This window comes from Salinibacterium sp. VpJ6 (genome assembly GCF_059767345.1).
Map to the genome: position 1 here is coordinate 1,318,573 of NZ_JBSOQL010000001.1, position 22,799 is coordinate 1,341,371.

A 22,799-nucleotide genomic window follows, 5' to 3' on the forward strand; every position below is an offset into this window, starting at 1 on the left:
AATTTATTTCATCAAGCTGGATAAATCTGTAACGGTTAACACGCGAAAGAGGGCCCCGCAGCGCGGGACCCTCTTCGCATTAGTGGACTAGCTGCCCGGTGTTATCTAGAAGACGAACACCAGTCGCGGGAAGCTGGAGCTCGACTCCACCGTGTCGTTACCGGAGTATTCGACCCAGATGAAGTGGATGCCGCGGCTGAGCTTGGGCAGCTTCAGCGAGGCGTTGCCGCGCTTGTCTACCGTGCTCGTGCCGACAGCATCGCGACCGTCATAGAAGGTCACCTCGCCGGCGGTCGTGCCATCCTTGCCGACCTTGACGCTGGCATCCGCCGTGACGGAGCGGTTGCCCCACACGAACCAGGAGGAGAGGCTCGAACGAACACTCGAGGAGATCTTCTCCACCGATTGGGCGTCGGACTCAGCCACGCCATCCGAGTAACCGTCCTTGCTTGCAGTGACCTGCACGCTCAGTTCGGTTCCGATGTCGTCGGTCGTGATGCGGTAGCGGCTGTCGGTCGCATCAGCGATCGGTGCGCCGTCGCGCAGCCACTGGTAGCTGTAGTCAGGTGACTTCACGCTCCAGTTGCCGTGGGTGGCCTTGACTGTCTTTCCCACCTGCACGTTGCCCCGGATGCCCGGCGCCTTCGTGTTCTCGATGGCCTCAGCAGTCGTCGCAACCTCGATCGGAACCACAACAGCGGTATCCGTTCCCGGAACCATGACGGTCAGCGCGAGCGTGCCCGAAGGTACGCCAGCGGGGATCGTGACGGTCACGCTTGCGCGACCCTGTTCATCCGTGGTGTCGACGATGGTGCGGTCGATCGTTGCCGAACCGAGCACGTCCCCATCAACCGAGACCTCAACCGTGGTGGCGCCTGAGCCGCCGCGGCTGAAGGTGAGCGACGAGAGGTCGAGCGTGACGTCGTCTCCGGGGTTGTAGCCGTCAGCATCCGGAGCCGAAACAACAGCACCGATGGCGCGCTGTTCGAGCGGCGGGTCAGCAATCGTGTTCTCTTCGAACCACTCGACCATGGACTGCAGGTCAACGCGGCCGCTGTCGGCCCGGTCGGTTCCCTCGGCGAGAGTAGCGAAGTTGTCGCCACCGGCCGCGAGGAAGGAGTTAGCGACCACCGTGTAGCTGGCTGCGACATCCACGGGAACACCGTTGAGGTACATCGCGGTCACTCGCTCGCCCTGGGCTGCGGTGGGGTCGTACGAGTACGTGAGCCCCTCCGAGACACCGAGCTTGAGGAACGGACGCTGGGCACCCTCGGGCTGCCACTGCTCTTCGAGCACTGACTTGATCTGAGCACCGGTCAGCGACATCGTCGTGAGCGTGTTGCCGAAGGGCTGCACGTTCGCAGCCTCACGGTATGTGACTTCGCCGTCGGCGTCGCCTGCACCCGATGCTTCGTAGACGAGGTCGGTACGCAAACCACCCGGGTTCATGAACGCGATCTCTGCACCCGAATCGGATGCCGCCCACAGTTGAACATCGGCGACAAAGTTACCGATGGTCGACTCGCCACCACGGTTCTCGGGGAACGGAGTTCCGTCAACCGGGGTCTGCACTGCGCGGAACATGCTGTCGGAAATCTCTCCGACCTTGGCGTTGCCCAGCTCAGCCGCCGCGGCCGTAGCCTCGTCGACAATCGCCTGCACTGCAGCATCCGGCTCGAAGCCCTCAATCGGCAGAACCTCAGCCTCGAAGTCGATGATCTCCTTCGTTGCCGGGTCGACGTTAAGGTCGAAGTGACCGTAGTACGAACCGTACTGGCCAGCAGAAATCACCAGTCGCGGGTCATCCATGCCATCAACCGCAATCTCGTGGTCGTAGGCGAGGTGGGTGTGACCCGAAACGATCGCCTGAATTTCCGGGCTCACGTTCATGACGATCTGACCGAATGCCGAGTCATCCATGGAAGCCGCGATATCCGTGGATGCTGCGCCTTCGTGGATAAGCAGAACGAGAACGTCTGCTTCGCCGTTGGTGTCGTCTCCGTCAGTGAGGTAATCCGCAACGCGGTTCACTTCTTCGACCACTCCACGAACCTCGAGCGAAGCGATTCCCTCGGGGCTGACCAACTCGTTGAGGTCTTCGGTGATAGCACCGATGAAGCCAACCTTGACGCCCTCAAACTCCTGCAGGAAGTACTCGTCGTACGCGGGCATGTTGGTGTCGCGGTCGTAGAGGTTTGCTGCGAGGTAGGGCCAGTCGGCGGCATCCAAGATGCGGTCGTCAACGTCGGCGCGACCTTGATCGAATTCGTGGTTACCGAAGGAGCTCGTGTCGAGTCCGATTTCGTTGAGCACGTCGATCGTGGGCTGATCGTTCTGGATGAACGAGGTGAACGTCGTGGCTCCGACGAAGTCACCGGCACCAACAAACGTGGTGTTGGGGTTCTGCGACTCCCACGAGCGCACCATTCCAGCGAGCATTGCTGCCCCCGGGATGCCGCGGTCAACTTCGATACGACCGTGGAAGTCGTTCGTGGTGAGAATCTCGATCTCGACCGGCGCAGCCTCAGTGCTGAGGCCAATGCTGATCGGGTCGTGGTCGCTCGAACGGAAGACCGTTCCCGCTTCCGCCGCACCGTAGGCGTAGCCACGGTCCGACCACTCGGGCGAGTTGATGTTCCAGACAGCAGCATCGGTCACGTGCTCAGCGAGCGACGGCGAGACGATGATGTGGTCGAGCGATCCGAGTTCACCATCGAAGGTGTACGTGTACTCGTTGTCGCCTTCGGCGGCGAGAGTGTCGACGTAGCCCGCCTCGGTGAAGACCTGAATGGGGTCTTCTTCGGAGTAGGCGTTGAAGTCTCCAACGAGAACGACCTGGTCGCTCTTGGCGTCATCAGCGGCGATCGAGTCAACGAGATCCTTGACGGCGTTGGCCTGCTCCACACGCTCCGTGTTGAAGAAGCCCTGACCGTCGGTCGGCTCGGTTCCCGATCCACCCTTTGACTTGAAGTGGTTCGCAACCACGGTAATCAGCTCACCGTTCGACTCGAACGTCTGAGCAATCGGCTCACGCGCAATGTCCCAGACGGTCTCGTCAACCTGCGTGAAGCTGTCGCCCACGGGCGTTACAGCGGCCGGCTTGAAGATGATCGCGTTCGTGATGAAGTCGGTGATGGCTGCATCGTTGAGCGCTGCTGGCGTGCGAACGTAGTCCCACGTTCCAGCGCCGGCGGCGGCGTTGAGCGCACCAACGAGATCCATGAGCGCTTCGTCAAGGTCTCCACCCAGCTTGATGGAGTTCTCGATCTCCATGAGACCGACAACATCCGCATCGAGCGAGTTGATCGCCGCGACAATCTTCGACTGTTGGATAGCGAACTCTTCTGCCGTGGCCGCGCCACGAGCATCCGAATCCTCACTCTTCAGGGTCGTGAAGTAGTTGTAGACGTTGAAGGCCGAAACCTTGAAGTCTCCACCCACAACGGGAGCCGACTCTTCACGCGGGTTCGTGGACTCGAACGTGGGCAGGTATTCCGCCGGGCTCGCATCGTTAATCGCGACGGTTGGCTGCAAACGCCAGTCGTCGAAGCCGTAGCTCAGAACGTAGGGGTTGGCCGGAAACTCGACGGTGTCGCCGTTGCGCACAACGGTGTCGGCCGAGAAGTAGGGCTGCTCACCGGGGTGAGAGCCGTTAGAGATCTGGATGCTGTAGCCGTCATCGAGGAAGATGCGGCTGGCACGGTTAGCGGCGGCGATCGCGTCGGCGTCGACTCCGGCATCCGTAGTCTCGGTGCTCTTGACGGCGAGCTCTTCTGGGCTGAGCCAGAGGGTGCCGAAGTTGTAGAGCTGGTGACTCGAGCTGACGAGGTAATCGCCGGTGGGGGTGACGAGCATCGACTCGAGGGATTCGCGGTCGGCGCCAACGACGCTCGCATCGAGAGCGGATGGCTCTACGGCGTCGGCCGGATCAAGGTCAGCGGCGGCTGTGACGAGTTCGACAGCGGTGCCCGAGCCGAGCTGGGTCAGTCCGAAGTATTCAGCGACGGGGCCGGTTGCGGTGACCTTGTCTCCGATCGACACTGCGGGGTTCGCACTGCCCAAGAAGATGAAGATTCCGTCGGAGGCGCCGGGCGTAGCGTCGTCTGCTCCACCCGATCCAGGAGTCTGGATGACGATGCCGCGGTAGCCAGAGGCGCCCCGGTAGTCAGCGGTGACAACACCCTCGACGGTGACGGTGTCGCCGATCATGGTGCTCGCGGCAGAAGTGCCTTGAACGTCGGCGATTGTTGCGGTGGCTTCGGCGGCTAGGGCGGCCGGAGCGGTAATCGTAGTCAACGCAATAGCGCACGACGTGGCAAGAGCCCCGATCGTCAGCCGCGTTGGCCTGCTGCTTCGTGGATACATAGCGGGCAGTCCCCTTATGAATTGTGAAATCTACGGTCTACCCCATAACAGGGGTATCTGAGACGATAGCCCTGCCCACAGCTCATTCCAAGGTTTTAAACGGATTGCTCATCTGCGCGTAACCTGTTGTTATTGTGCGGGCGTGATCAGCAGCTTTACTTGCTGCTGGCGCGCGCAAAAGCGTGCGCTCGCGCCGCCAAGGAACGCGAGATGCGACCGAAGAGATCAAGGCTCGCCTGCCCCGGCCAGTCCGCCGGCAGAGCCGAATTCGGCAGCCCAGGGTCGAGGTACGGGATGACCCTCCACTGGTCAAGAGCGTGGATGTAGCACGCAAAGGCTTCGGCGTCGCTCGACGCGGGCCCGACCAGGGCGGAGTGCTGCGCGAGAAAGCGTTCGTGCAATTCACGCAAGCGGTCTAGGTCCCACCACTGAGCTGCGGCATCCGCAAACGGGCGGTTCGCCTCGGGACGCCCCGCGATGAAGAGAGTTGCGCAGTCGCTGAGATCGAGATCGTCGAGGATGCCCAACACCTCAGCCTTGAGATGAGCCGGGCAAATCCAGAGCCCCGTTGCAACGGTGCCGCAGCCGATCCAGCCGAGACGTCGCCGCAACTGGTGGCGGGCATCACGGCGCGACTCCGGGATCGAGAATGAGACGAGGCACCACGAGTCGTCTTCGCGCTGCTGGCGGAAGCTGAAGATGCGGCGATCTCCGCTCTCGAGCATCGGCACGGCCTCGACATTCACGCGGTAGCCCTGTTGGCCATTGACCACTTCGGGCAGCAGAAGGCCCTTGGATTTTACGCGCGCAATCGCACTGCGAGCGCCATTGGCGGGCACTCCCAGCGCCTCCAAGATGCGCACGAGATGCGCCGACGAGATCCAGCCGCCCAGCTGACGCAGCTGCGAGCCCACGAAGGTGCGCAGCAGCGAGGTCGCACTCCCCGGGCGGGAGTCGAAGTCATCCAGAATCACGCGCGGCTACTTGGTGAGCTGCTCGTGAATGGCCTCAATGCCCAGCTGCACCTCGGCGAAGGTCGTGCTGAGCGGCGACAACCCGAGACGGATGCCGTGGGGCCGACGGAAGTCAGGAATGATCCCCTGTTTCCAGAGTTCGGCGTTCACAGCGGCGAAGCTCTCGTGGTCGATCGTGACGTGACTGCCCCGTTCGGCGGCATCCCGCGGCGAACTGACGGTGACGCCAAGCGGCACGAGCAGCTCATCAACGAGCGCGAGGGCGTACTCGGTGAGGGCGACCGACTTGGCGCGGATCGCGGGGATGCCCGCCTCTTCGATGAGCCCGAGCATGTCTTGCATCGCGAGCGAACCCACCACCGAGGGCGTGCCGCTGATGAAGCGACGGATGCCCTGATGCGGCGCATAGCCGGGGCCCATTTCGAAGGGGTTGTTGCTACCCATCCAGCCCTGGATCGGCTGAGTCATGGCCTCGATGTGCTCGGCACGCACGTAGCCGAAGGCCGGAGAGCCGGGGCCACCGTTGAGGTACTTGTAGGTGCAGCCGGCGGCAAGGTCGACGCCCCACGCGTCGAGCTCGGTTTCGACGACGCCGGCGGAGTGGCAGAGATCCCAGAGCACGAGCGCTCCGGCCTCGTGGGCGAGGGCGGTGATGCCGGGCATATCGGCGAGGTGACCAGAGCGGTAGGCGACGTGACTAATCACGACGAGAGCCGTGTTCTCGTTGAGCACAGCCTTCACTTCGTCGGCAGTGACTCCCCCATCGCTGGCGGGATCGATCCAGCGCAGCGTCTTGCCCAGCTCGGCGGCGATGCCCTCGACCAGGTAGCGGTCGGTCGGGAAGTTGCCGGTATCGATCACGATTTCGCTGCGTTCGGGGCGAGCGCTCAGACCGGCGCGAATCAGTTTGTAGAGCACGACGGTGGTCGAGTCGCCGATGAACGTTTGGCCGGGTGCAGCACCGAGCGTTGCAGCGCCGAGACGATCGCCGAGGGTGAGAGGCAATTCGTACCACGCTTCATCCCAACCACGGATGAGGCGGCCGCCCCACTGCTCATCAACAAACTCGGCGAGGCGGGCCGCGCTCGCGGTCGTGGGTCGCCCGAGTGAGTTGCCGTCGAGGTAGGCGCGCACTTCAGCCGAGCGCACGAACTTGGCGGGATACTGCTGGAGCGGATCGGCGGCATCGAGCGCTGCGGCAGCCGCGGCGCTCGTGTCGAGCGGTGCGTGGGTGTCGGTCATTGGTCGGTCCTCCATGTGGTCGGGATGGGGGTTGTTGCGGCGGAAACGGCTTCGTCGCCTCTGTGGTTGTCGGCGGCAACGCGCACTGCGCTGGCGGCAAATTCGGGGTGGAGCAGTTCGCGAGCGGTCACGACGGTGACGGTCATGAGCCACGACGCGAGGTTCGTATCCGCGCGTGGCACCGTCGGCAAGTAGCTGACGGTGCTGCCGAAACCGGGCAGGCACAGCGCTCGCAAGAGCGCGTCGTAGCGCACGCCGGCATCCTGCAACGCCGTCAATTCGCGCTCGTTCAGCCCGGGCGGAAGGTCGCCGTTGCCCATGTCGGTGCCGTAGCGAACGGTGCCACCGGCCGCGTGGAAGCGGCGAAGGTTGTCGCTCGCGGTCGCGAAATCGCGGCCACGCTGACCATAACCATGGATGTCGAGGGTGCTGATCCATGAGTGCCGCCCGGCAAGAAAACGGGAGTTCGGTTGCGCCATCTCCTCGATCAGGGCGTCACTGAGCTTCTCGGTCCACGGCGTGTGTGCGAGGCGATCGGCTCCGGCAGCAAATGCACGTTGCGCTTGGCCTTCGCCCTGCACGTGCACCACCACTTCAGCGCCGCGGCTGTGGGCGTACTCCACGAGAGCGCTCAGCGTATCGTCATCGAGAACGGGGCCATCTTCGGCGTTGAGGGCGACCTTGATGAAGGTGGCGCCATCGACGAGCTGCTGTGCAACCGCCGCCATCGCTTCCTCGCCCGTGGAGACTTCGGTGACCGCGAGCGTCGCAGCCCAGGCCCGCTTGCTCGGGTAGCCGCCGGGCGCCGCGATGAACGCCCCGGCGTACTGCACCGCTGCCACCGCATCATCCTGAGACCACTCGCGCAGCCGATCGGGATGCCCACCCAAGTCGTCGACGGCGGCGAGACCGCCAGCCACGAGAGCGCGCGGCTCAGTCAATCCGAGGTGCACGTGCGCGTCGCGAAAGCCCGGAAGCAGAACTCCCGGAAGACGCACTGCGGTGGGGCTTGCGGCATCCACAATCGGCCGGATGCCGTGGGGGCTCACTCGCACTGTGGCGGGGCCATGCCACCCCCGCAGCCAATAGCCGTCGACGGCGTAGTCGACGCTGAGGGCAGGATCGGAGGTCGAGTCGGTGGCCGCCGCTCGGAGCGATGCCGACTGTGGCGCTGATTGTGGAGTCGGTTCTGCGGTCACGAGCGGCCAATCTCGGTGCGCACGGAGAACAGCTCGGGAAAGAAGGTGAGGTCGAGCGCTTTCTGCAAGAATCCAACGCCGCTCGAACCGCCGGTGCCACGCTTCATGCCAATGATGCGCATCACGGTCTTCATGTGACGGAAGCGCCAGAGTTGGAAGTTGTCTTCGAGATCCACAAATTCTTCGCAGGCTTCGTAGACGAGCCAGTGTTCGCTCTCGTTGTCGTAAATGTGGCGGAACGTCTCGATGAGGTCGTCGTTTTGCTCGTAACCGCGCGTGACATCGCGGTTGAGAACAGCCTCGGGAACCTCGTAGCCATGGCGGCTGAGGTAGCGCAAGAACTCGTCGTACACGCTCGGCTCGGCGAGCAGCTTGCTCAACAGGGTGTGAGCTTCGGGATGCGCTTCGAACACATTGAGCATGCCCGCGTTCTTGTTGCCGAGCAAAAACTCCACCGCACGGTACTGATACGACTGGAATCCGGATGAGCTACCCAAGTAGTCGCGGAACTGCGAGTACTCACTCGGGGTCAGCGTCGCGAGCACCGACCACTGCTCGGTGAGGGTGCGCTGAATGTGCTTGACGCGCGCGATGTGCTTGAGCGCCATCGAGAGGTTGTCGCTTGCGATGAGGGCACGGGCCGAGAGAAGTTCGTGAATCACGAGCTTGAGCCACAGCTCGGTGGTCTGATGCTGGATGATGAACAACATCTCATCGTGATGCTCGGGTTTGCTTTGCGGAGTCTGGGCACTCAGCAGCGTGTCGAGTTCCAGATACGAGCCGTACGACATCCGCTCACTAAAGTCGGTGACAATCTCGTCTTCCAGGGCACGCTCGCTGTGGTTATCAGACATGCCGACACCCTATTGCACTTTCGCGACGACCGCCACATTTGTGTTCCTGTTGGATAATTGCCGAGTGATCGCCGATGACTTTCTGACCAGCCTTGCCGCCCTGCCCGCGTCTCCCGCCCGCGAGCGCTACTTGGCTTTTGTCGCCGCTGGCGGTGCGGCCGCCCTGCAACGCGACGGCGGCCCCGAACACGTCACCGCCTCCTGCTTTGTGTTCTCCCCCGACTTCGAGCGCGTGCTGTTGTGCTTTCACAGCAAGGGACAATTCTGGGTGCAGTTCGGCGGCCACCTCGAACCCCACGATGCCTCCGTCGCGGATGCTGCCCTGCGCGAAGCGCGGGAAGAGTCCGGCATCGCGAACCTCACTCTTCACTCCGAGGCCATTGTCGACCTCGATCGTCACGAGTTGCACGGCGGCTTCTCCTGCGCCGCTCACTGGGACGTTGGCTTCGTTGCCCTCGCCGCGGCGGATGTCGACGTCGCAGTCAGCGACGAGAGCGAAGACGTTCGCTGGTTCCCCACCACCGCACTGCCCGCCGAGGTGCCAGACAACTTCGCCGCCCGACTAGCTGTCATGCTGCGCGCTGTCGAGAATGAGGGCGCTCGCTCTCGATGACTCTCACCCAATCAGCCGCAGTCAGGACTCCTTAACCGCCCAACGACGATGGTCGCTGAGGGCATTGCTCGTTAGCCGCATCCCAGCTATCGATGTCTATACCGCCACCTGCCGAAATGAGGGCTGCATACGGATCGAAGCGCTGTGCGGTATTCAATTGCTGGAGGAAGGTCTGTTCGCTTGGCAATTCATCTGGCGTGTACCCCAGACCGACAAGGCAGGGAATCAGTTCGTCCCGGTAGTAGGCGTAAAGCGTGCGTCCTGACTCGTCGTCGTCCGGGTGAGCAAGGATGAGCGGACGAGGGTAAGTCGCCTCACACACATAATTGGCCAACGAGAACGCCTCATCTTGGCTAGGTGGAACAGTCGCTTCGAACGACGTGTCTTCGTTCACCGCCACATCGAAACCTTCATCGCTCATGCAAGCAGTAAACAAGGCGGGAAAGTCTTCGTTGCCAATGACGCGGACTGCTTGGACAGCGGGGCGTTCAGCTTCGGGGTAGCCCGACATGATCGATCGCCAGGCGGCATCCTGATATTCCTCGGCCGAAAAGCTATCGGGGTCGACCGCGTTGGGAGCAGTTGCGCTCTGGCATCCGGCGAGCGCACCAATGGCGACGAACGCCACAACAACCGCCCGGGTGATTTTCCCCAACATACCTCTCCCATACTCATAGCGTCGGGTTTGTTCCAGAGCACCCTCGCTCTGGAACAAACCCAACTATTCGCAACATGTGGGCCCGCGCTATAGCGGCGCACCTCATTTTGCCTCAGTCTCTGCTCTTACTGGGTCTTAACAGAAACGAACCAGTTTCCTCGGCAGCCCTCGTGCTTTGTTACCGCTGTACGAGGCCCACCCCACGCGCCGTAGACTGTCGAGTTGTTCACGCACGAGACATTAACGCGCCAGAAGCTCCCGTTGCAGGATGCGACACCCACGGTCACTAGGCCAATTGCGATGCTTGCTACCGCAGAGAATCGTATGAGTTTTTTCATTGCAAAAGCCCCGGATGCCGACCACGTGAGTGGGGCATCCGGGGCTCTCTTATGCTCGAGTGAGCTGCGCGCTAGCTAGAGCGCTGCGAGCCTGTCGATTACAGCATCGCCGGGCGCTACGTCGATCGACTCAGCATCGATCTCGGCGCGGCCGAGCAGTTCGTCCATCTTGCGACGACGGTTGCGGTTGATGAGCGTGACCACGGTTCCGACCTTGCCTGCGCGACCGGTGCGGCCGGCGCGGTGCAGGTACGTCTTGTACTCCTCGGGAGCGTCAGCCTGAATAACGAGACTGATGTCATCTACGTGGATGCCGCGGGCTGCAACGTCAGTGGCGACGAGCACGTTGACTCGTCCACTCGTGAGCTGCTGCAGGTTGCGGGTACGACGCGACTGGTTAAGGTCACCGTGGAGGCTCGTGGCCGGAATTCCGGCGTCCTCCAGGTAGTCGGCCATTTCTTCAGCGAACGCACGCGTACGGGTGAAGACGAGAGTCTTGCCGTCGCCACCAGCAAGCTGGCGGATGATGGCACGCTTCTCGCGCTGCTCGATGAGCAGAACCTTGTGGTCGATCGTGGAGGAAGCCTGGTCTTCGCCAGCGACCTCGTGCACGGCCGGGTCAACAAGGAACTCGTTGACGAGCGTGGCAACACCCTTGTCGAGAGTCGCAGAGAACAGCAGCTTCTGGCCGCCATCGCTGGTCTCGCGCAGGATGCGCTGAACGGGCTCAAGGAACCCGAGGTCGCACATGTGGTCTGCCTCGTCGAGAACAGTGACCTTCACCTGGCTGAGGTCGAGACGACCCTGCTGTACGAGGTCTTCGACACGACCGGGAGTCGCAATAATGACATCGACACCGCGCTGAAGCGCAGCAACCTGCTTGTACTGGGGAACGCCACCGACGATGGTCGTCGTGAACAGGCCAACGCTGCGAGCGATGGGCTGAACGGTGCGGTCGATCTGCTGAGCAAGCTCGCGGGTCGGAGCAAGGATGAGGGCGCGCGGCTTGCGGCCCATCTGACGGTCCTTGCCACCATTGTTTTCCATCAGGCGCTCAACGAGAGGGGCACCGAAAGCGATGGTCTTGCCCGATCCGGTCTTTCCACGGCCGAGGACATCCTTTCCGGCGAGAACGTCGGGGATGGTTGCTGCCTGAATGGGGAACGGCGACTCTGCACCCATGGATGCGAGCTGACGCGAGATGTTCGAACCGATACCGAGGTCGATGAAGGACTTGCCTTCAACCTCGCTGGCGGTGACTACCTTGGCTTCGAGACGCTCAAGAACAACATCTTCTTGCAGCTCGTGTGACGACTTCTCGTCACGGTTGGGGTAGTAGGAGCTTTCGCGACGTTCGGTGCGCTGCGGGCGCTCGTTGCGGTCAGCGTACGAGGGACGGCCACCACGCTCGGGGCGGTCACCGTAAGCGGGACGCTCTGAACGCTGAGCACGGTCGCTGTAGGCAGGGCGCTCGGTGCGCTGGGCGCGATCGTTGTACGACGGGCGCTCTGAGCGCTCGGGGCGTGCGCCACGGTCGTTGCGGTCTCCGTAGGGGGGACGCTCGGTGCGCTGCGGGCGCTCGTTGCGGTCACCGTACGAAGGACGGCCACCACGCTCGGGGCGGTCACCGTACGAGGGGCGCTCGCTACGACCAGCGGATGCACCACGGTTGTTGCGGTCGTTGTACGACGGACGCTCTGAACGACCGGGGTAACCGCCACGCTCAGGACGACCACCACGGTCAGGACGGTCACCATACGAAGGACGCTCGCTACGACCAGCGGAAGCACCACGGTCGTTGCGGTCGTTGTACGACGGACGCTCTGAACGACCGGCGTAACCGCCACGCTCAGGACGACCACCACGGTCAGGACGGTCACCATACGAAGGACGCTCGCCGCGACCAGCAGAAGCACCACGGTCGTTGCGGTCGTTGCGGTCGTTGCGGTCGGGACGGTCACCGTACGAAGGACGGCCACCACGCTCGGGGCGCGAGTCGCGCTGGCTGCGGTCACCGTAGGCGCCACGTTCGTTGCGCTGGGGACGGTCGCCGTACGAGGGGCGCTCGTTGCGGTCGCCGTACTCGGGGCGTCCGCCGCGGGCAGGCTTCTCACGAGGAGTCCAATCGGGACGGCTGTCGCCGCGTCCGCCGCGAGCTGCGCCGGAGCGGTTGTCGCCGGTGCGAGCGGCACGGTCATCCGCACTCCATCGACGCTTGGGGGCTTCGCCCTGGTCGGGGCGGAATCCGCGGTGACCTTCGCTGCGTGAACCGCCGCGCTTGGGAGCACCAGAGTTGAAGTCGCTTGTGCCACGTCCGGTGGCAGGCTTATTGAATTTAGGCATTGTTCTTTCCGGGTTGTTCTTAGATGGAACACATCTAGTGCGTGGAGCACGGGCGCACGACAACATTCGCCAATTTAGTAACTAGTCACTGACTAGCTACGTACTCATTAGCGTGAGTTTTCGTACGCTGTACTACTGAACCCGGGCAGTCTTTGACCGAGGCCGTCACATACATTCGTGTGATTGTCACCAGTTGGATGGACTGGCAAACCGGCCCGCAAGACTTACAAACCCATACGCGAGATTTCGCGCTGTCTTGAGCCGACTTATCAACTTTACGTCATCGGGCGCACAATAGCGAGAGCGCACCGGATGCCCGCCTCCTACTTGAGGCGAGAATTTACTGCGAACTGAAGCGCGAAGACATCGAGCTGCTCCCCTACGGGCGCAAGCCAGTCACCGACCTCCCGGAGCAACTCCTCTGGAGTCACGAGCCGCACCGCATTGTTCGGGTCGCTGGCGATCGTGAGCGGAGCATCCGCCAGTCGATGCACGACAGCCCACGACTTGGTTACCAATTGAGGTCGATCGGCGGCTAGACGCTGCGCAGCGATCGCGGTGGTGACGTTGATGTGTTCGTCGATCTTGCCATCGCGCACGACGCGGCCCCAGGCATCCAGAACATAGTCGCCCGGCGCCCAGAGCAAGGAATCGATGAACGCGATCTGGTTGCCCGCGACGACCGCGTGCCCGACGTGGGCCGTTCGCGCCCCCGGAACTTCGAGGCCCTGAACGATCGAGACCCCCGGCATACGGATGAGCTGCTCGAGCAGTGGAGCCGTCAACCGCTCGGCGACAGCAAGCCGGCGCTCGAGTTCCCCCGAGTTCTCGTCAATCATGACGGGCTCACCGGCAAAGTGACGCTCGCGCTGACCGTTCGGAAAAGCGGTTCGCATCGCGGTAAGCACGTTCGAGCGCCAGTGCGCGAAGCTGCTGACCTGAGTGGTTATTTTGACCCAGACCACGATGGAGAGGGCAACGAACACCGCGGCGACGGCAAGAGACGGCACGTTGGCGAGCTGCGGAATCGTCGAATAGGCAAACGCCAGTTCCTGATCAAACACGATGGCGAGCACTGTACCGAGTACTGCCAATGCTGCCGAGACAACAAAGAAGAGGAAGAAGAAACGCGCGGCTCCCACAGCGAGGTTGAACCGGACGAACGTCACCGCGACGACAGCGATTACGAGTTCGGCAGCAATAACGCCAACGATGAGCTGACGATTCATCTCGGTTGCACTCGTCGCCAAGTACTCAAGAAAGTAGACGGTGGCACCGAGCAGTGCCGCAATGAGAAACAGTGCGAAAAGTAGGTGGGTTGCGAGAGTCAAGGGCGCCACCTTCGGGGGCGTCTTCGGCCAGACAGCGGGACTCGATGCCCACAGTTTCTGCGCCCAGCCGAACGTCTCGGCGCGCACCGTCGGCACTGGAATTCGTTGTCCCAGCGCGCTGTTTCCCCCAGCATTGATCATGAAATAATCTCCATTTCCCCCAGAACAGCTTAAGTCATCTGAGGGAAATGGAGTCGAACGATGAGGATGCGCGACTGCTCGTTAGCGCGGCAGTCGGCTACTCGGCCGGAGCGACTACCGGAGTCTCGCGATCGGCCTTCTTGGCGGCTCGCCGACTCTTGCGATCGGTGCCGGAAGCCTTGCGGTCTTCGCGGCGCTCCTTGGCGCCTTCAACGACGTAGTAGAGAACCGGAAGAACCACGAGCGTCAGAACGGTTGAGGAGAGGAGTCCGCCGATCACGATGATGGCGAGCGGCTGCGAGATGAAGCCGCCCTGACCGGTGACACCGATGCCGAGCGGAAGAAGCGCGAAGATCGTGGCCGCGGCCGTCATCAGAATCGGGCGGAGTCGACGTGACGCGCCCTCGATGATGGCGTCGTGCGCACGCATGCCCTTGACCCGGTACTGGTTAATAAGATCTACGAGCACGATGGCGTTGGTCACGACGATACCGATGAGCATGAGCACACCGATGAGAGAAGCAACACCGAGCGGGATGCCGGAGATCACCTGAAGCGCAATCGCTCCCGTGGCCGCGAACGGCACCGAGACGAGCAAGAGCAACGGCTGGCGCAGGCTCTTGAAGGTCGCGACCATGACGACGTACACGATCAAAATTGCGACGAGCAGGGCAAGTCCGAGTTGCTGGAATGCATCGGTCTGTTCAGTGGCAACACCACCGAGTTCGGCTGAGGCTCCAGCAGGCAATTCTGCTTCGTCCACAGCAGCAGCGACCAGAGCGGATGCCGTACCCACGTCGTCGCTACCCGGCGTCACACTCAGAGTGGCGCTACGCACACCCTTCACCGAGGTGATGCTCGCGGGGCCATCTTCCACCGAGACAGCGGCCACGTCCGTCAGCGGAACGAGTCCCGTGGCACCGGGGATCTTGAAGTCTTTCAACTCCTCGATCGTGGTGGGGGCGAGGTCATTGAGGATGTAAATCGAGAGCGTGGTTTCGTCGATGACGGCGCTACCGACCGCGTTCGGGTTCATTGCGCCCGTGACGATTCCGCCCACCGCGATTTCACTGAGGCCGAGCTTGGCGGCCTTGTCGCGGTCAACCACGATCGAGATAAAGGGCTGCTGTTCCGAGAGGTTGCTGGTGGCTTCGGCTACGACGTCAAGGTCACGCACCTGCTCCAGCAGAGCATCCGACGCTTCGCGCAGTTCGGAATCGCTCGTGGCCGTGATATTGATCTCGATGTCGCTCGACGCGAAGCCACTTGACGCTGCGGCAAGGGTGATCTCGCCGGCATCCTCGATGTCAGCGACAGCGTCGCGTACATCTTCTTGCAACTGGGTCTGATCGAGATCGGGGTCGGTCGTGAGAGAGAACGCATTGGCTCCGCTGCCGGAGAATGCGGCCCTCAGCGAACCGCCGCTGGAGCCGATGGAGAGCTGAACAGTTTCGATGCCGTCGAGATTCATCAGAACCTCTTCAACCTTCATGGCGGCTTCATCACGAGCTTCCAAGCTGGCGCCGAGGGGCAAGCTTTGGTTGACCGTCAACGTGTTCTGGCCGCTGTCGCCGATGAAGTTCGTCTTCATGAACGGGACAAGCGCCACGGTGCCGCCGAGCAGCAGCACGGCAGCGAGCAGCGTGGCCAGAGGGCGCTTGAGCGTCCACTTAATCACGGGCAGGTAGCCGCGCTGCAGAGCGTTGGTCTTCTCTTCCTGCGGGAGGCCGGCAGCGTGGGCGTGCTCGACAGCAGCCTCCGTGTGACGCGGTGCGACCTTGTTGCCGAGGAACCAGTACGCCAATACCGGCACGATTGTCAGGGACACAAACAGCGACGCGGCAAGCGCGATGGCGGTCGTCAGCGCGAACGGGCGGAACAGCTCTCCCGTGATGTCGCCGACAAGGGCGAGCGGCAAGAACACCGCGATGGTCGTCACCGTGGATGCCGTGATGGCTCCCGCAACTTCCTTCACCGCAGTCTGAATCGCCTGCAGCTTCGGTTCCCCCATGGAGACATGGCGCTTGATGTTCTCAATAACCACAATCGAGTCATCCACCACTCGACCAATCGAGATCGTGAGCGCTCCGAGGGTGATGATGTTGAGCGTGTAACCCGAGACCTGCATACCAATGAAGGTGATGAGTACGGATGCCGGGATCGAGATCGCGGTGACCAGCGTCGAACGAATCGACAGCAGGAACACCAGAATCACGATCACGGCGAAGACGAGGCCAAGCAGACCTTCGGTCGTGAGGCTATCGATGGACTCCTGAATGAAGGGAGCCTGGTCGAAGACGACGGTGAACTGGGTGTTGCTGCCGAGCGCGCTTTCGAGCTCGGGGATTGCTTCGAGAACGGCTTCGGAGACGGAAACCGTGTTGCCGGCAGGGCTCTTGGTGATCGCGATCGTCAGTGCGGGTTCGCCGTTGACGCGCGAGATGCCCGTCGCGGGATCGTCGATGACCCCGACGGTGGCCACGTCAGAGATGGTGACGACATCGGTGTTCGAGCCGCCCAGCAGGGGCAGTTGCGCGATCCCATCCGCCGTCGTGATGCGCTGGCCAGCCTGCACCGTAAGCGTCTGACCGTCTTCAGTGATTTCACCGGCGGGCAGCAGCACACCGTTGTCATCGAGCGCCGACAGAATGTCTTGGTTGGTCAGACCATTGATGAAGAGTTCGTCTTGGTCGGGAGTGATGACGAGTCGCTGTGTGGCCGCTCCGAGCAGACTCGCATCGCTGACGCCCTCCAACTTATTGAGCTCAACCAGGGTGGAGGCTTCGAGCTTGTTCGAAAGTTCGAGCGGGTCGAGGTCGCTCGAGACGGCGATCTGCACAACCGGGAGGTCGGTGAAGTTGAACGTGAAGACTTGGGTATCTGCCGAGTCAGGGAGCTGGCCCGAGATGCGGTTGATAGCGAGCTGAATCTTCTGCTCGGCGGTAGCGATGTTGGTGCCGTACTCGAATGATGCCGAGATGTTGGCGAAGTTCGAGTTCGACGTTGCGGTAGTGGACTCGAGCCCTTCAACGCCCTGGATGGCTGCTTCGAGCGGCCCCGCGAGGTCCTTATCGACGACCTCGGGCGATGCACCCGGGTAGGTCGAGACGATGAAAATCTGCGGCAACGACAGTGACGGAATGAGCTCTTGCTTGAGCGACGTGAGCGCCACGCCACCGAAAATTCCGATGACGATGGTGACAAGCGCGATGAGGGCTCGGTTGCGCAAAGAGAAAACGGAGAGCAGATGCACGGGGAACTTTCGTTGCTGTTAAACGCGGGCGCGGTCGCAAAACCACTTCTTGGTTAGATCAATTCTCTCAGCACCCTCAGTATTCCGCGTACTCTCGCGAGATTACATCTGCGTTAATCCTGCCGATGCCGTCGCTCGCGAACTATCGCCCCGTAGCGCGCACTGAGTGTTAGACCACGTTCGCGAACTCGCTGCTGGCCGGCGAGAACGGATGCCGCATCACAGTCGACCAGGCTGCGGCGAGCGCCGAAACGCCCTGTTCCAATTCGGCAGAGCCCACGCTGAACGGAATGCGCAGGAAGCGTTCGAACGCGCCATCCATCCCGAAGCGCGGTCCGGCCGCAATGACGAGGCCTTCGTTGCGGGCGGCGAGTACGAGCTGCGAGCTCACGGGTTGGCCGAGGCCGATCCACGCGGTCATTCCGCCCGGGGTGTGCGGCACTTGCCACGACGGCAGTTGCTCGGCGAGGAGGGAGGAGAGGTGCTCGCGGCCGGCCCGAAGAGACGTGCGCCGAGCATCCAGAATCGAGGGGAAAGTTTCGAGAATGTTGGTGACGACGAGCTGTTCGAGCAGCGGGGTTCCGAGGTCACCGGCGGAGCGAGCACGCACGAGTTGGCGGATAGTGGCGTGGTCGGCGCGGATCCAACCGGTGCGCAGACCGCCCCAGACCGTTTTACCGACTGAGCCCACGGAAATGGCGTTGCCGTGCGCGGCGAAGGGCAGCCGACTGCCGGTGCCATCGAGATCGAGTTCGGCCATCGTCTCGTCAGCGATCACAGCAGTGCCCTGGCGAGCCGCGAGCGACAGCACCTTTGCGCGCAGCTCGTCGGGCATCGATTGGCCCGTCGGATTGTGAAAGTCGGGCATGAGATAGGCGAGCGAGGGGCTCGTGCGCTGGATGGCCTGCTCCACGGCAATGGCATCCCAGCCCGTCTCGGTCGAGACCCCGACAGGCACGAGGCGAGCGCCGGCCGCCCGGAGCGCATCGAGGGCGTGCGGGTAGCTGGGGTTCTCCATAAGGGCACGGTCACCGCGCGACATGAGCGTGCGCGAGATGAGCGCGATGGCGTGCTGGGCGCCGAGCGTCACCATGATCTGGTCGGGGCTCGTGGGCAGACCGCGGTCGGCGTAACGCTGGGCGATGGCCTCACGCAGCACGGGGATACCCACGGGATCGAAGCCCGATTCCCCCAGATAGGCCGGCAGTTGTTCGGCTGCTCGGCTAGAGGCCTCAATAACTTCGGGGGCGGCCGCGATTGTTGACTTACTGAAGTCGAGCATTTGCGGGGCAGCAGGATCAGGAATCAGACTCGCCCGATGCGGCAACTGGGCAACACTGCCCGAACCGCGGGTGCTCTCCACATAACCGCCTTCGCGCAGCGCCGAGTAGGCCGCCGACACCGTGGTTCGGCTGATGCCGAGAGCGAGCGCCAACTCGCGTTCGGCCGGCAGGCGCGTCGAGGTAAGGATGCGGCCATCCATGATGAGAAGGCGGATGCGGTCGGAGACGGCCAGATACGCCGCATTGGATCCTGCAGCGCGCCACTCACCCATCATGACGACCAATGCGCGGGCCGAAAGGCTATTCATCAGGCCACCATAGCCCGATTGGCCTCTTGTTAGGAGGCCAATTTCGTAATTGGATGCTTTTATGACTCCCCGCCTCACCATGACCCGACGCATCGCGCAGCTCGGCTTCGGCCTGTTCTTCTACGGCTTCGCCATTGCGCTCATGATTCGCGCGGAAATTGGTGTGGCCCCGTGGGACGTGCTCGGCCAAGGCGTCTCGCTCAGCACCGGCCTCCCCTTTGGCCTTGTTACCAACATCGTTGGCCTGATCGTGCTGCTGCTGTGGATCCCGATTCGCCAAAAGCCCGGCATCGGCACCGTGTTCAACGTGGCCCTCGTGGGGCCCAGTGCTCAAGTAGGGCTCTGGATCTTGCCCGAGATCGAAGGGCTCGGCCTGCGCATCCTCGTGTTCGTCGCTGGCCTGCTGTTACTCGGAATCGCCACCGGGCTCTACCTCGGAGCACGTTTCGGGCCTGGACCGCGCGATGGCCTGATGACGGGCATCCACCACCGCTACGGCGGCAAGATTTGGATCGTGCGCAGCAGCATCGAACTCGTTGTGCTGACGATCGGCGCGATCCTGGGCGGAAACCTTGGCTGGGGCACGCTGGCGTTCGCGCTGCTCATCGGACCCATCGTGCACTTCACGATGCCGCGCCTCATGGTGCCCGCTGCCATCACAGCCGACACCGTGGTGACGCCGGAGCCGAGCCCCGACGTCACCGTCAACTGATCGGGCACACGAACTTTGCCTGCCCGGGCTGCCCGCACGACGTCATCGATCGAACGCTCGGTGTGTGAGTTGGCGACTCTTTACTCGGTGAACCGCACCGGAACGTAGACATCCTGAACCCGGTCATTGAGCGCCGTGTGGTCGTTGCGCGTGAAGATGCCGCACTCGTTAGTGATGCAATCGGCGTCTTCGCCGAGCGGGTCACCCAGTTCGAGATATGCGGTGAAGGTACCCGTGGCGGTGTCGTCATAGCTGCGAGCGCCAAAGAGTCGCCAAGCCCAGTCGGCGTTGATCCAGTTGCTTGGAGCCCACTGCACAGTGCCCTCGGCCACATTCTCTTGCTGCTGGCTCGGCACGCCACCGATGCACGGCCCCGGCTTGTCAGCCGACGTTTCGGGGATTACGCACACGGCAACATAAACGCCTTGAGTTCCGTCATAGCCGGTTCCCGTCACGACTACCCGTTCGCCACGAACGAGCGCCTCGGTGTCGATCGGTTCGCCATTTTCTCCAGCGAGAGTCAACGTGCGGGTGCGACCGTCGTCTCCCTCGGCAGTGACCGAAAGCGGCCATTCTCCGTCGACGAGCTGCTGGCTCGACTGACCCGAACTCTCGTGGGTGAGGATCGGCACGACGATGATGGCGATCGGCACGAGCAACACCACAACAACAATGAGCACAATCGACGGCCAACGACGGCGGCGCGCAGCAATTCGGGTCATGGCCTCAGTCTAGGACTGCACGGGGTGCCGCCGAACGGGGTGTATGACACAGCACGGGTGCCGCTTGCCCTAGGGTGATCGTGTAGGCAGCACCCGCTTGAGCATTGACACACGAAAGGCAGCACATGATTCGTGAAATAGCTGCTGTCGCAGTCGGCGGCGCACTCGGCACCGGAATGCGTTTCGCTCTCGACCTTGCCTTCATCACGGATGACGGGCTCTTCCCCGTCTCCACCCTGATCGCCAACATTCTGGGCAGCTTCGTTCTCGCGCTTGTCGTCGCCGAACTGTGGGCGCCATCCCCCGCGTGGGCACGCGCCGGTTTGGGCGCCGGGCTGCTCGGATCGTTCACCACATTCTCCGCTCTCGCGGTGGCCGCCGTGCATCTCATTGGCGTTGATCAGTGGCTCCCCGCCCTCATCTATGTCGCCGCCACTCTCGTGCTCGGGCTCGCTGCCGCCGCTCTCGGACTGCGCGCCGGGCTTGCCCGACGGAGCCACCCCGATCTGGTGAACGAATGACCGCCGGCGTTGTCTTTGCGATCCTCGGGGCCGGTGCCGCCGGGGCAGTACTGCGTTACCTGACTGCGCGCGCGTTCTCGTCGTACACCGGCTTCCCCTGGGCAGTGCTCGTGGTGAACGTTGTCGGATCGGCGCTCGGCGGCACGCTCGCCGGGCTAGCCCACGTCGGCACCATCGACGCGAACCTCGAAATCATTCTGCTCACCGGGCTGTGCGGCGGTCTCACCACGTTCAGCACCCTGAGCGTGGAGACAATGCAGAACGTCACCCTGAAGCGAATGCGCGTTGCGGTGATCAGCGTGCTCGCCAACCTCATCGTCGGCATTGGCGTCGCAGCCGCCACCTACTTCGGGTTGATCGCGCTCGCTTCCTAGACTGCGCGGCTAAGCAGATGGCCCGTTCATGCTGAGTCGCGACGGTCTCGCGCGAGCGATGCTTAGACCGAGCGAGCAGCGGCGATAAAGTCGCGGATGCGCGTCACGTCTTTCACGCCGCGACTCGCTTCGACACCACTCGAGACATCCACCCCACCGGGCTGCAGCGTGCGCACGAGTTCGGCGACGTTGTCGGGCGTGAGCCCACCGGCGAGAATCCACGACTCCGGCAGCGCAGTGCCCTCCAGAAGTGCGGGATCGAAGGTCGCGCCAGCACCGGGCTCGACGGCGTCAATCAGGAGCCGGTCATCCGCTCGCAATTGACCGGCGAGGCTGCGGCGGCGATAGTCCTCCACCGAGATAGCCCGAATAGTGCCGAATCCTTCGGTGCGCAGCCGGTCGAAGTCGGCGTCGCTCTCATCGCCGTGCAACTGTACGGTCGCGACGCCGGCACGGCCAGCGATAGCGAGCACCTCGTCGATCGGCTGGTTGCGAAAAACTCCCACGGTCTCAATCTCCGAAGGCAGCCCCTGCGTGAGCGAGAGTGCCTGATCGTCAGTGACGAGACGCGGGCTGCCGGGAGCGAAGACAAACCCGATCGCATCGGCACCCGCCTCCGCTACCGCCAGGGCGGCATCCGGCGTACTGATGCCGCAAATTTTCACAAAGAGGCGAGTCACTTCGACGCTGCTCCGGAGGATGCTCCCGGCGATGCCAGCACGAGCGCCGCGGAGGCGTGACCGCCCACGCACGCCTTCTGCAGGTCGCGGCTGGCAAGGTACGACGTCAAGAACCCTGCGGCGAAAGCATCGCCGGCGCCGGTGAGGTCGCGCACTTCGGGAACCGGAGGCACCGCAACCCTCAGCGGTGCCTGACCAGGTTCGTGAACGAGGGTGGGCTCCGCTCCCGCCTTCGTCACGATGATGGTCTTCGCGAGCCGAGCAGCAACAGCACCCGGCTGACCGTCGACGACGACTCCGAGACATTCCATCTCGCTCGCGTTACCGATCAAGAAGTCGGGGCTGAGGTCAGCCATGAGCTCAAGGAAGCGATCGACGCCGTACTGGGCGAGCATTCCGGTGGAGGAGACGTCGATCGAGACAAGAATGCCCCGCTTCTTAGCGCGACGGATGACGTCGATCACGGTTTCCCCGACGGGCGCTCCATTGAACGAATAGGCCGAAACGTGCAGCAGCTCGAGACCGTCGAGCCACTCATCCGGAACCTCATCGAGCATCGTCGCTGCCGCGCGGTTAGGCACCATGCTGCGTTCACCGTCTTGGTCGATCAGGATGATGACGGTGCCCGTGACGTGTTTGCGCTGCACGCGCACATCAACACCTTCAGCCTCGAGACCCTCAACGAGCAGGGTGCCGAGATGGTCATTGCCCACGCAACCGATGAAACGCGTGGGGCCGAGTCGCCCGGCAAAGCTCGCGACGTTCGCACCGCTACCGCCGCGGGTGTGAAAGATTTCCGCAGCGGTATCGGTGCCATGCCTCAGCGGTTCAGCCAGCCAGACGACAACGTCTTCAACGAGGTCGCCGATGATTCCGATCATGAGCGGC

Annotated in this window: 17 protein-coding genes; 4 read left to right on the plus strand and 13 right to left on the minus strand. The window is 62.8% G+C overall.

All coding sequences use genetic code 11. From position 1 onward, the window contains the following. Positions 1-105 precede the first annotated feature (105 nt). The 5 genes from ACWTV1_RS06500 to kynA form a co-directional block, all read right to left on the minus strand. Positions 106-4,296 (minus strand): ExeM/NucH family extracellular endonuclease, encoded by a 4,191-nt coding sequence (locus ACWTV1_RS06500; protein ID WP_498504580.1) that lies wholly within the window; start codon positions 4,294-4,296, stop codon positions 106-108. A gap of 224 nt (positions 4,297-4,520) precedes the next feature. Beyond that, positions 4,521-5,339: a PaaX family transcriptional regulator gene (locus ACWTV1_RS06505; protein ID WP_498504581.1), complete on the minus strand. Its 819-nt coding sequence runs from the start codon at positions 5,337-5,339 to the stop codon at positions 4,521-4,523. 6 nt (positions 5,340-5,345) lie between these two features. Next, positions 5,346-6,581 (minus strand): kynureninase, encoded by a 1,236-nt coding sequence (locus ACWTV1_RS06510; protein ID WP_498504582.1) that lies wholly within the window; start codon positions 6,579-6,581, stop codon positions 5,346-5,348. Beyond that, a complete protein-coding gene (locus ACWTV1_RS06515) occupies positions 6,578-7,780 on the minus strand; it encodes an amidohydrolase family protein (RefSeq protein WP_498504583.1) in 1,203 nt (400 codons plus the stop codon). Before ACWTV1_RS06515 ends, ACWTV1_RS06510 begins: the two co-directional genes overlap by 4 nt. Continuing rightward, a complete protein-coding gene (kynA, locus tag ACWTV1_RS06520) occupies positions 7,777-8,634 on the minus strand; it encodes a tryptophan 2,3-dioxygenase (protein ID WP_498504584.1) in 858 nt (285 codons plus the stop codon). The genes ACWTV1_RS06515 and kynA overlap by 4 nt, the downstream gene beginning before the upstream one ends. A gap of 64 nt (positions 8,635-8,698) precedes the next feature. Here kynA and ACWTV1_RS06525 point away from each other — a divergent pair, with 64 nt between their 5' ends. Next, positions 8,699-9,247 carry an NUDIX hydrolase gene (locus ACWTV1_RS06525; protein ID WP_498504585.1) on the plus strand — a complete coding sequence of 183 codons (549 nt, stop codon included), beginning with the start codon at positions 8,699-8,701 and terminating at the stop codon, positions 9,245-9,247. 31 nt (positions 9,248-9,278) lie between these two features. On the opposite strand, the gene ACWTV1_RS06530 is transcribed toward ACWTV1_RS06525, so the two are convergent. The 5 genes from ACWTV1_RS06530 to yczR form a co-directional block, all read right to left on the minus strand. Next, positions 9,279-9,905, minus strand: coding sequence for a hypothetical protein (locus ACWTV1_RS06530; protein ID WP_498504586.1), 627 nt, complete (start codon positions 9,903-9,905; stop codon positions 9,279-9,281). A gap of 413 nt (positions 9,906-10,318) precedes the next feature. After that, positions 10,319-12,586 carry a DEAD/DEAH box helicase gene (locus ACWTV1_RS06535; protein ID WP_498504587.1) on the minus strand — a complete coding sequence of 756 codons (2,268 nt, stop codon included), beginning with the start codon at positions 12,584-12,586 and terminating at the stop codon, positions 10,319-10,321. 323 nt (positions 12,587-12,909) lie between these two features. Continuing rightward, positions 12,910-14,058 (minus strand): hypothetical protein, encoded by a 1,149-nt coding sequence (locus tag ACWTV1_RS06540; RefSeq protein ID WP_498504588.1) that lies wholly within the window; start codon positions 14,056-14,058, stop codon positions 12,910-12,912. 97 nt (positions 14,059-14,155) lie between these two features. Continuing rightward, the gene (locus ACWTV1_RS06545; protein WP_498504589.1) at positions 14,156-17,311 is read right to left on the minus strand and encodes an efflux RND transporter permease subunit; all 3,156 of its coding nucleotides are present in this window, start codon (positions 17,309-17,311) and stop codon (positions 14,156-14,158) included. Between the two features lie 169 nt (positions 17,312-17,480). Further along, positions 17,481-18,902, minus strand: coding sequence for a MocR-like transcription factor YczR (gene yczR, locus ACWTV1_RS06550; protein WP_498504590.1), 1,422 nt, complete (start codon positions 18,900-18,902; stop codon positions 17,481-17,483). Positions 18,903-18,963: 61 nt separating this feature from the next. Between yczR and yczE the strand changes: the two genes are divergently transcribed. Then, positions 18,964-19,614 carry a membrane protein YczE gene (gene yczE / locus ACWTV1_RS06555; protein WP_498504591.1) on the plus strand — a complete coding sequence of 217 codons (651 nt, stop codon included), beginning with the start codon at positions 18,964-18,966 and terminating at the stop codon, positions 19,612-19,614. An 80-nt stretch (positions 19,615-19,694) separates the two neighbouring features. Here the strand turns inward: yczE and ACWTV1_RS06560 are convergent, their stop codons facing one another. Further along, positions 19,695-20,336 (minus strand): hypothetical protein, encoded by a 642-nt coding sequence (locus tag ACWTV1_RS06560; RefSeq protein WP_498504592.1) that lies wholly within the window; start codon positions 20,334-20,336, stop codon positions 19,695-19,697. 125 nt (positions 20,337-20,461) lie between these two features. Here ACWTV1_RS06560 and ACWTV1_RS06565 point away from each other — a divergent pair, with 125 nt between their 5' ends. Next, positions 20,462-20,857: a fluoride efflux transporter FluC gene (locus ACWTV1_RS06565; RefSeq protein ID WP_498504593.1), complete on the plus strand. Its 396-nt coding sequence runs from the start codon at positions 20,462-20,464 to the stop codon at positions 20,855-20,857. After that, positions 20,854-21,231 (plus strand): fluoride efflux transporter FluC, encoded by a 378-nt coding sequence (locus tag ACWTV1_RS06570; protein ID WP_498504594.1) that lies wholly within the window; start codon positions 20,854-20,856, stop codon positions 21,229-21,231. Before ACWTV1_RS06565 ends, ACWTV1_RS06570 begins: the two co-directional genes overlap by 4 nt. Positions 21,232-21,293: 62 nt before the next feature. Here the strand turns inward: ACWTV1_RS06570 and ACWTV1_RS06575 are convergent, their stop codons facing one another. Continuing rightward, the gene (locus ACWTV1_RS06575; protein WP_498504595.1) at positions 21,294-21,911 is read right to left on the minus strand and encodes a phosphoribosylanthranilate isomerase; all 618 of its coding nucleotides are present in this window, start codon (positions 21,909-21,911) and stop codon (positions 21,294-21,296) included. Then, the gene (locus ACWTV1_RS06580; protein ID WP_498504596.1) at positions 21,908-22,792 is read right to left on the minus strand and encodes a carbohydrate kinase family protein; all 885 of its coding nucleotides are present in this window, start codon (positions 22,790-22,792) and stop codon (positions 21,908-21,910) included. The genes ACWTV1_RS06575 and ACWTV1_RS06580 overlap by 4 nt, the downstream gene beginning before the upstream one ends. Positions 22,793-22,799 lie beyond the last annotated feature (7 nt).

Coding starts and splice junctions, on each gene's coding strand:
- ACWTV1_RS06510 (WP_498504582.1), bottom strand. CDS start 6,581: ATGACCGACACCCACGCACCGCTCGACACGAGCGCCGCGGCTGCCGCA.
- ACWTV1_RS06560 (WP_498504592.1), bottom strand. CDS start 20,336: ATGACCCGAATTGCTGCGCGCCGCCGTCGTTGGCCGTCGATTGTGCTC.
- ACWTV1_RS06570 (WP_498504594.1), top strand. CDS start 20,854: ATGACCGCCGGCGTTGTCTTTGCGATCCTCGGGGCCGGTGCCGCCGGG.
- ACWTV1_RS06540 (WP_498504588.1), bottom strand. CDS start 14,058: ATGATCAATGCTGGGGGAAACAGCGCGCTGGGACAACGAATTCCAGTG.
- kynA (WP_498504584.1), bottom strand. CDS start 8,634: ATGTCTGATAACCACAGCGAGCGTGCCCTGGAAGACGAGATTGTCACC.
- ACWTV1_RS06580 (WP_498504596.1), bottom strand. CDS start 22,792: ATGATCGGAATCATCGGCGACCTCGTTGAAGACGTTGTCGTCTGGCTG.
- ACWTV1_RS06535 (WP_498504587.1), bottom strand. CDS start 12,586: ATGCCTAAATTCAATAAGCCTGCCACCGGACGTGGCACAAGCGACTTC.
- ACWTV1_RS06530 (WP_498504586.1), bottom strand. CDS start 9,905: ATGTTGGGGAAAATCACCCGGGCGGTTGTTGTGGCGTTCGTCGCCATT.
- yczR (WP_498504590.1), bottom strand. CDS start 18,902: ATGAATAGCCTTTCGGCCCGCGCATTGGTCGTCATGATGGGTGAGTGG.
- ACWTV1_RS06565 (WP_498504593.1), top strand. CDS start 20,462: ATGATTCGTGAAATAGCTGCTGTCGCAGTCGGCGGCGCACTCGGCACC.
- yczE (WP_498504591.1), top strand. CDS start 18,964: ATGACTCCCCGCCTCACCATGACCCGACGCATCGCGCAGCTCGGCTTC.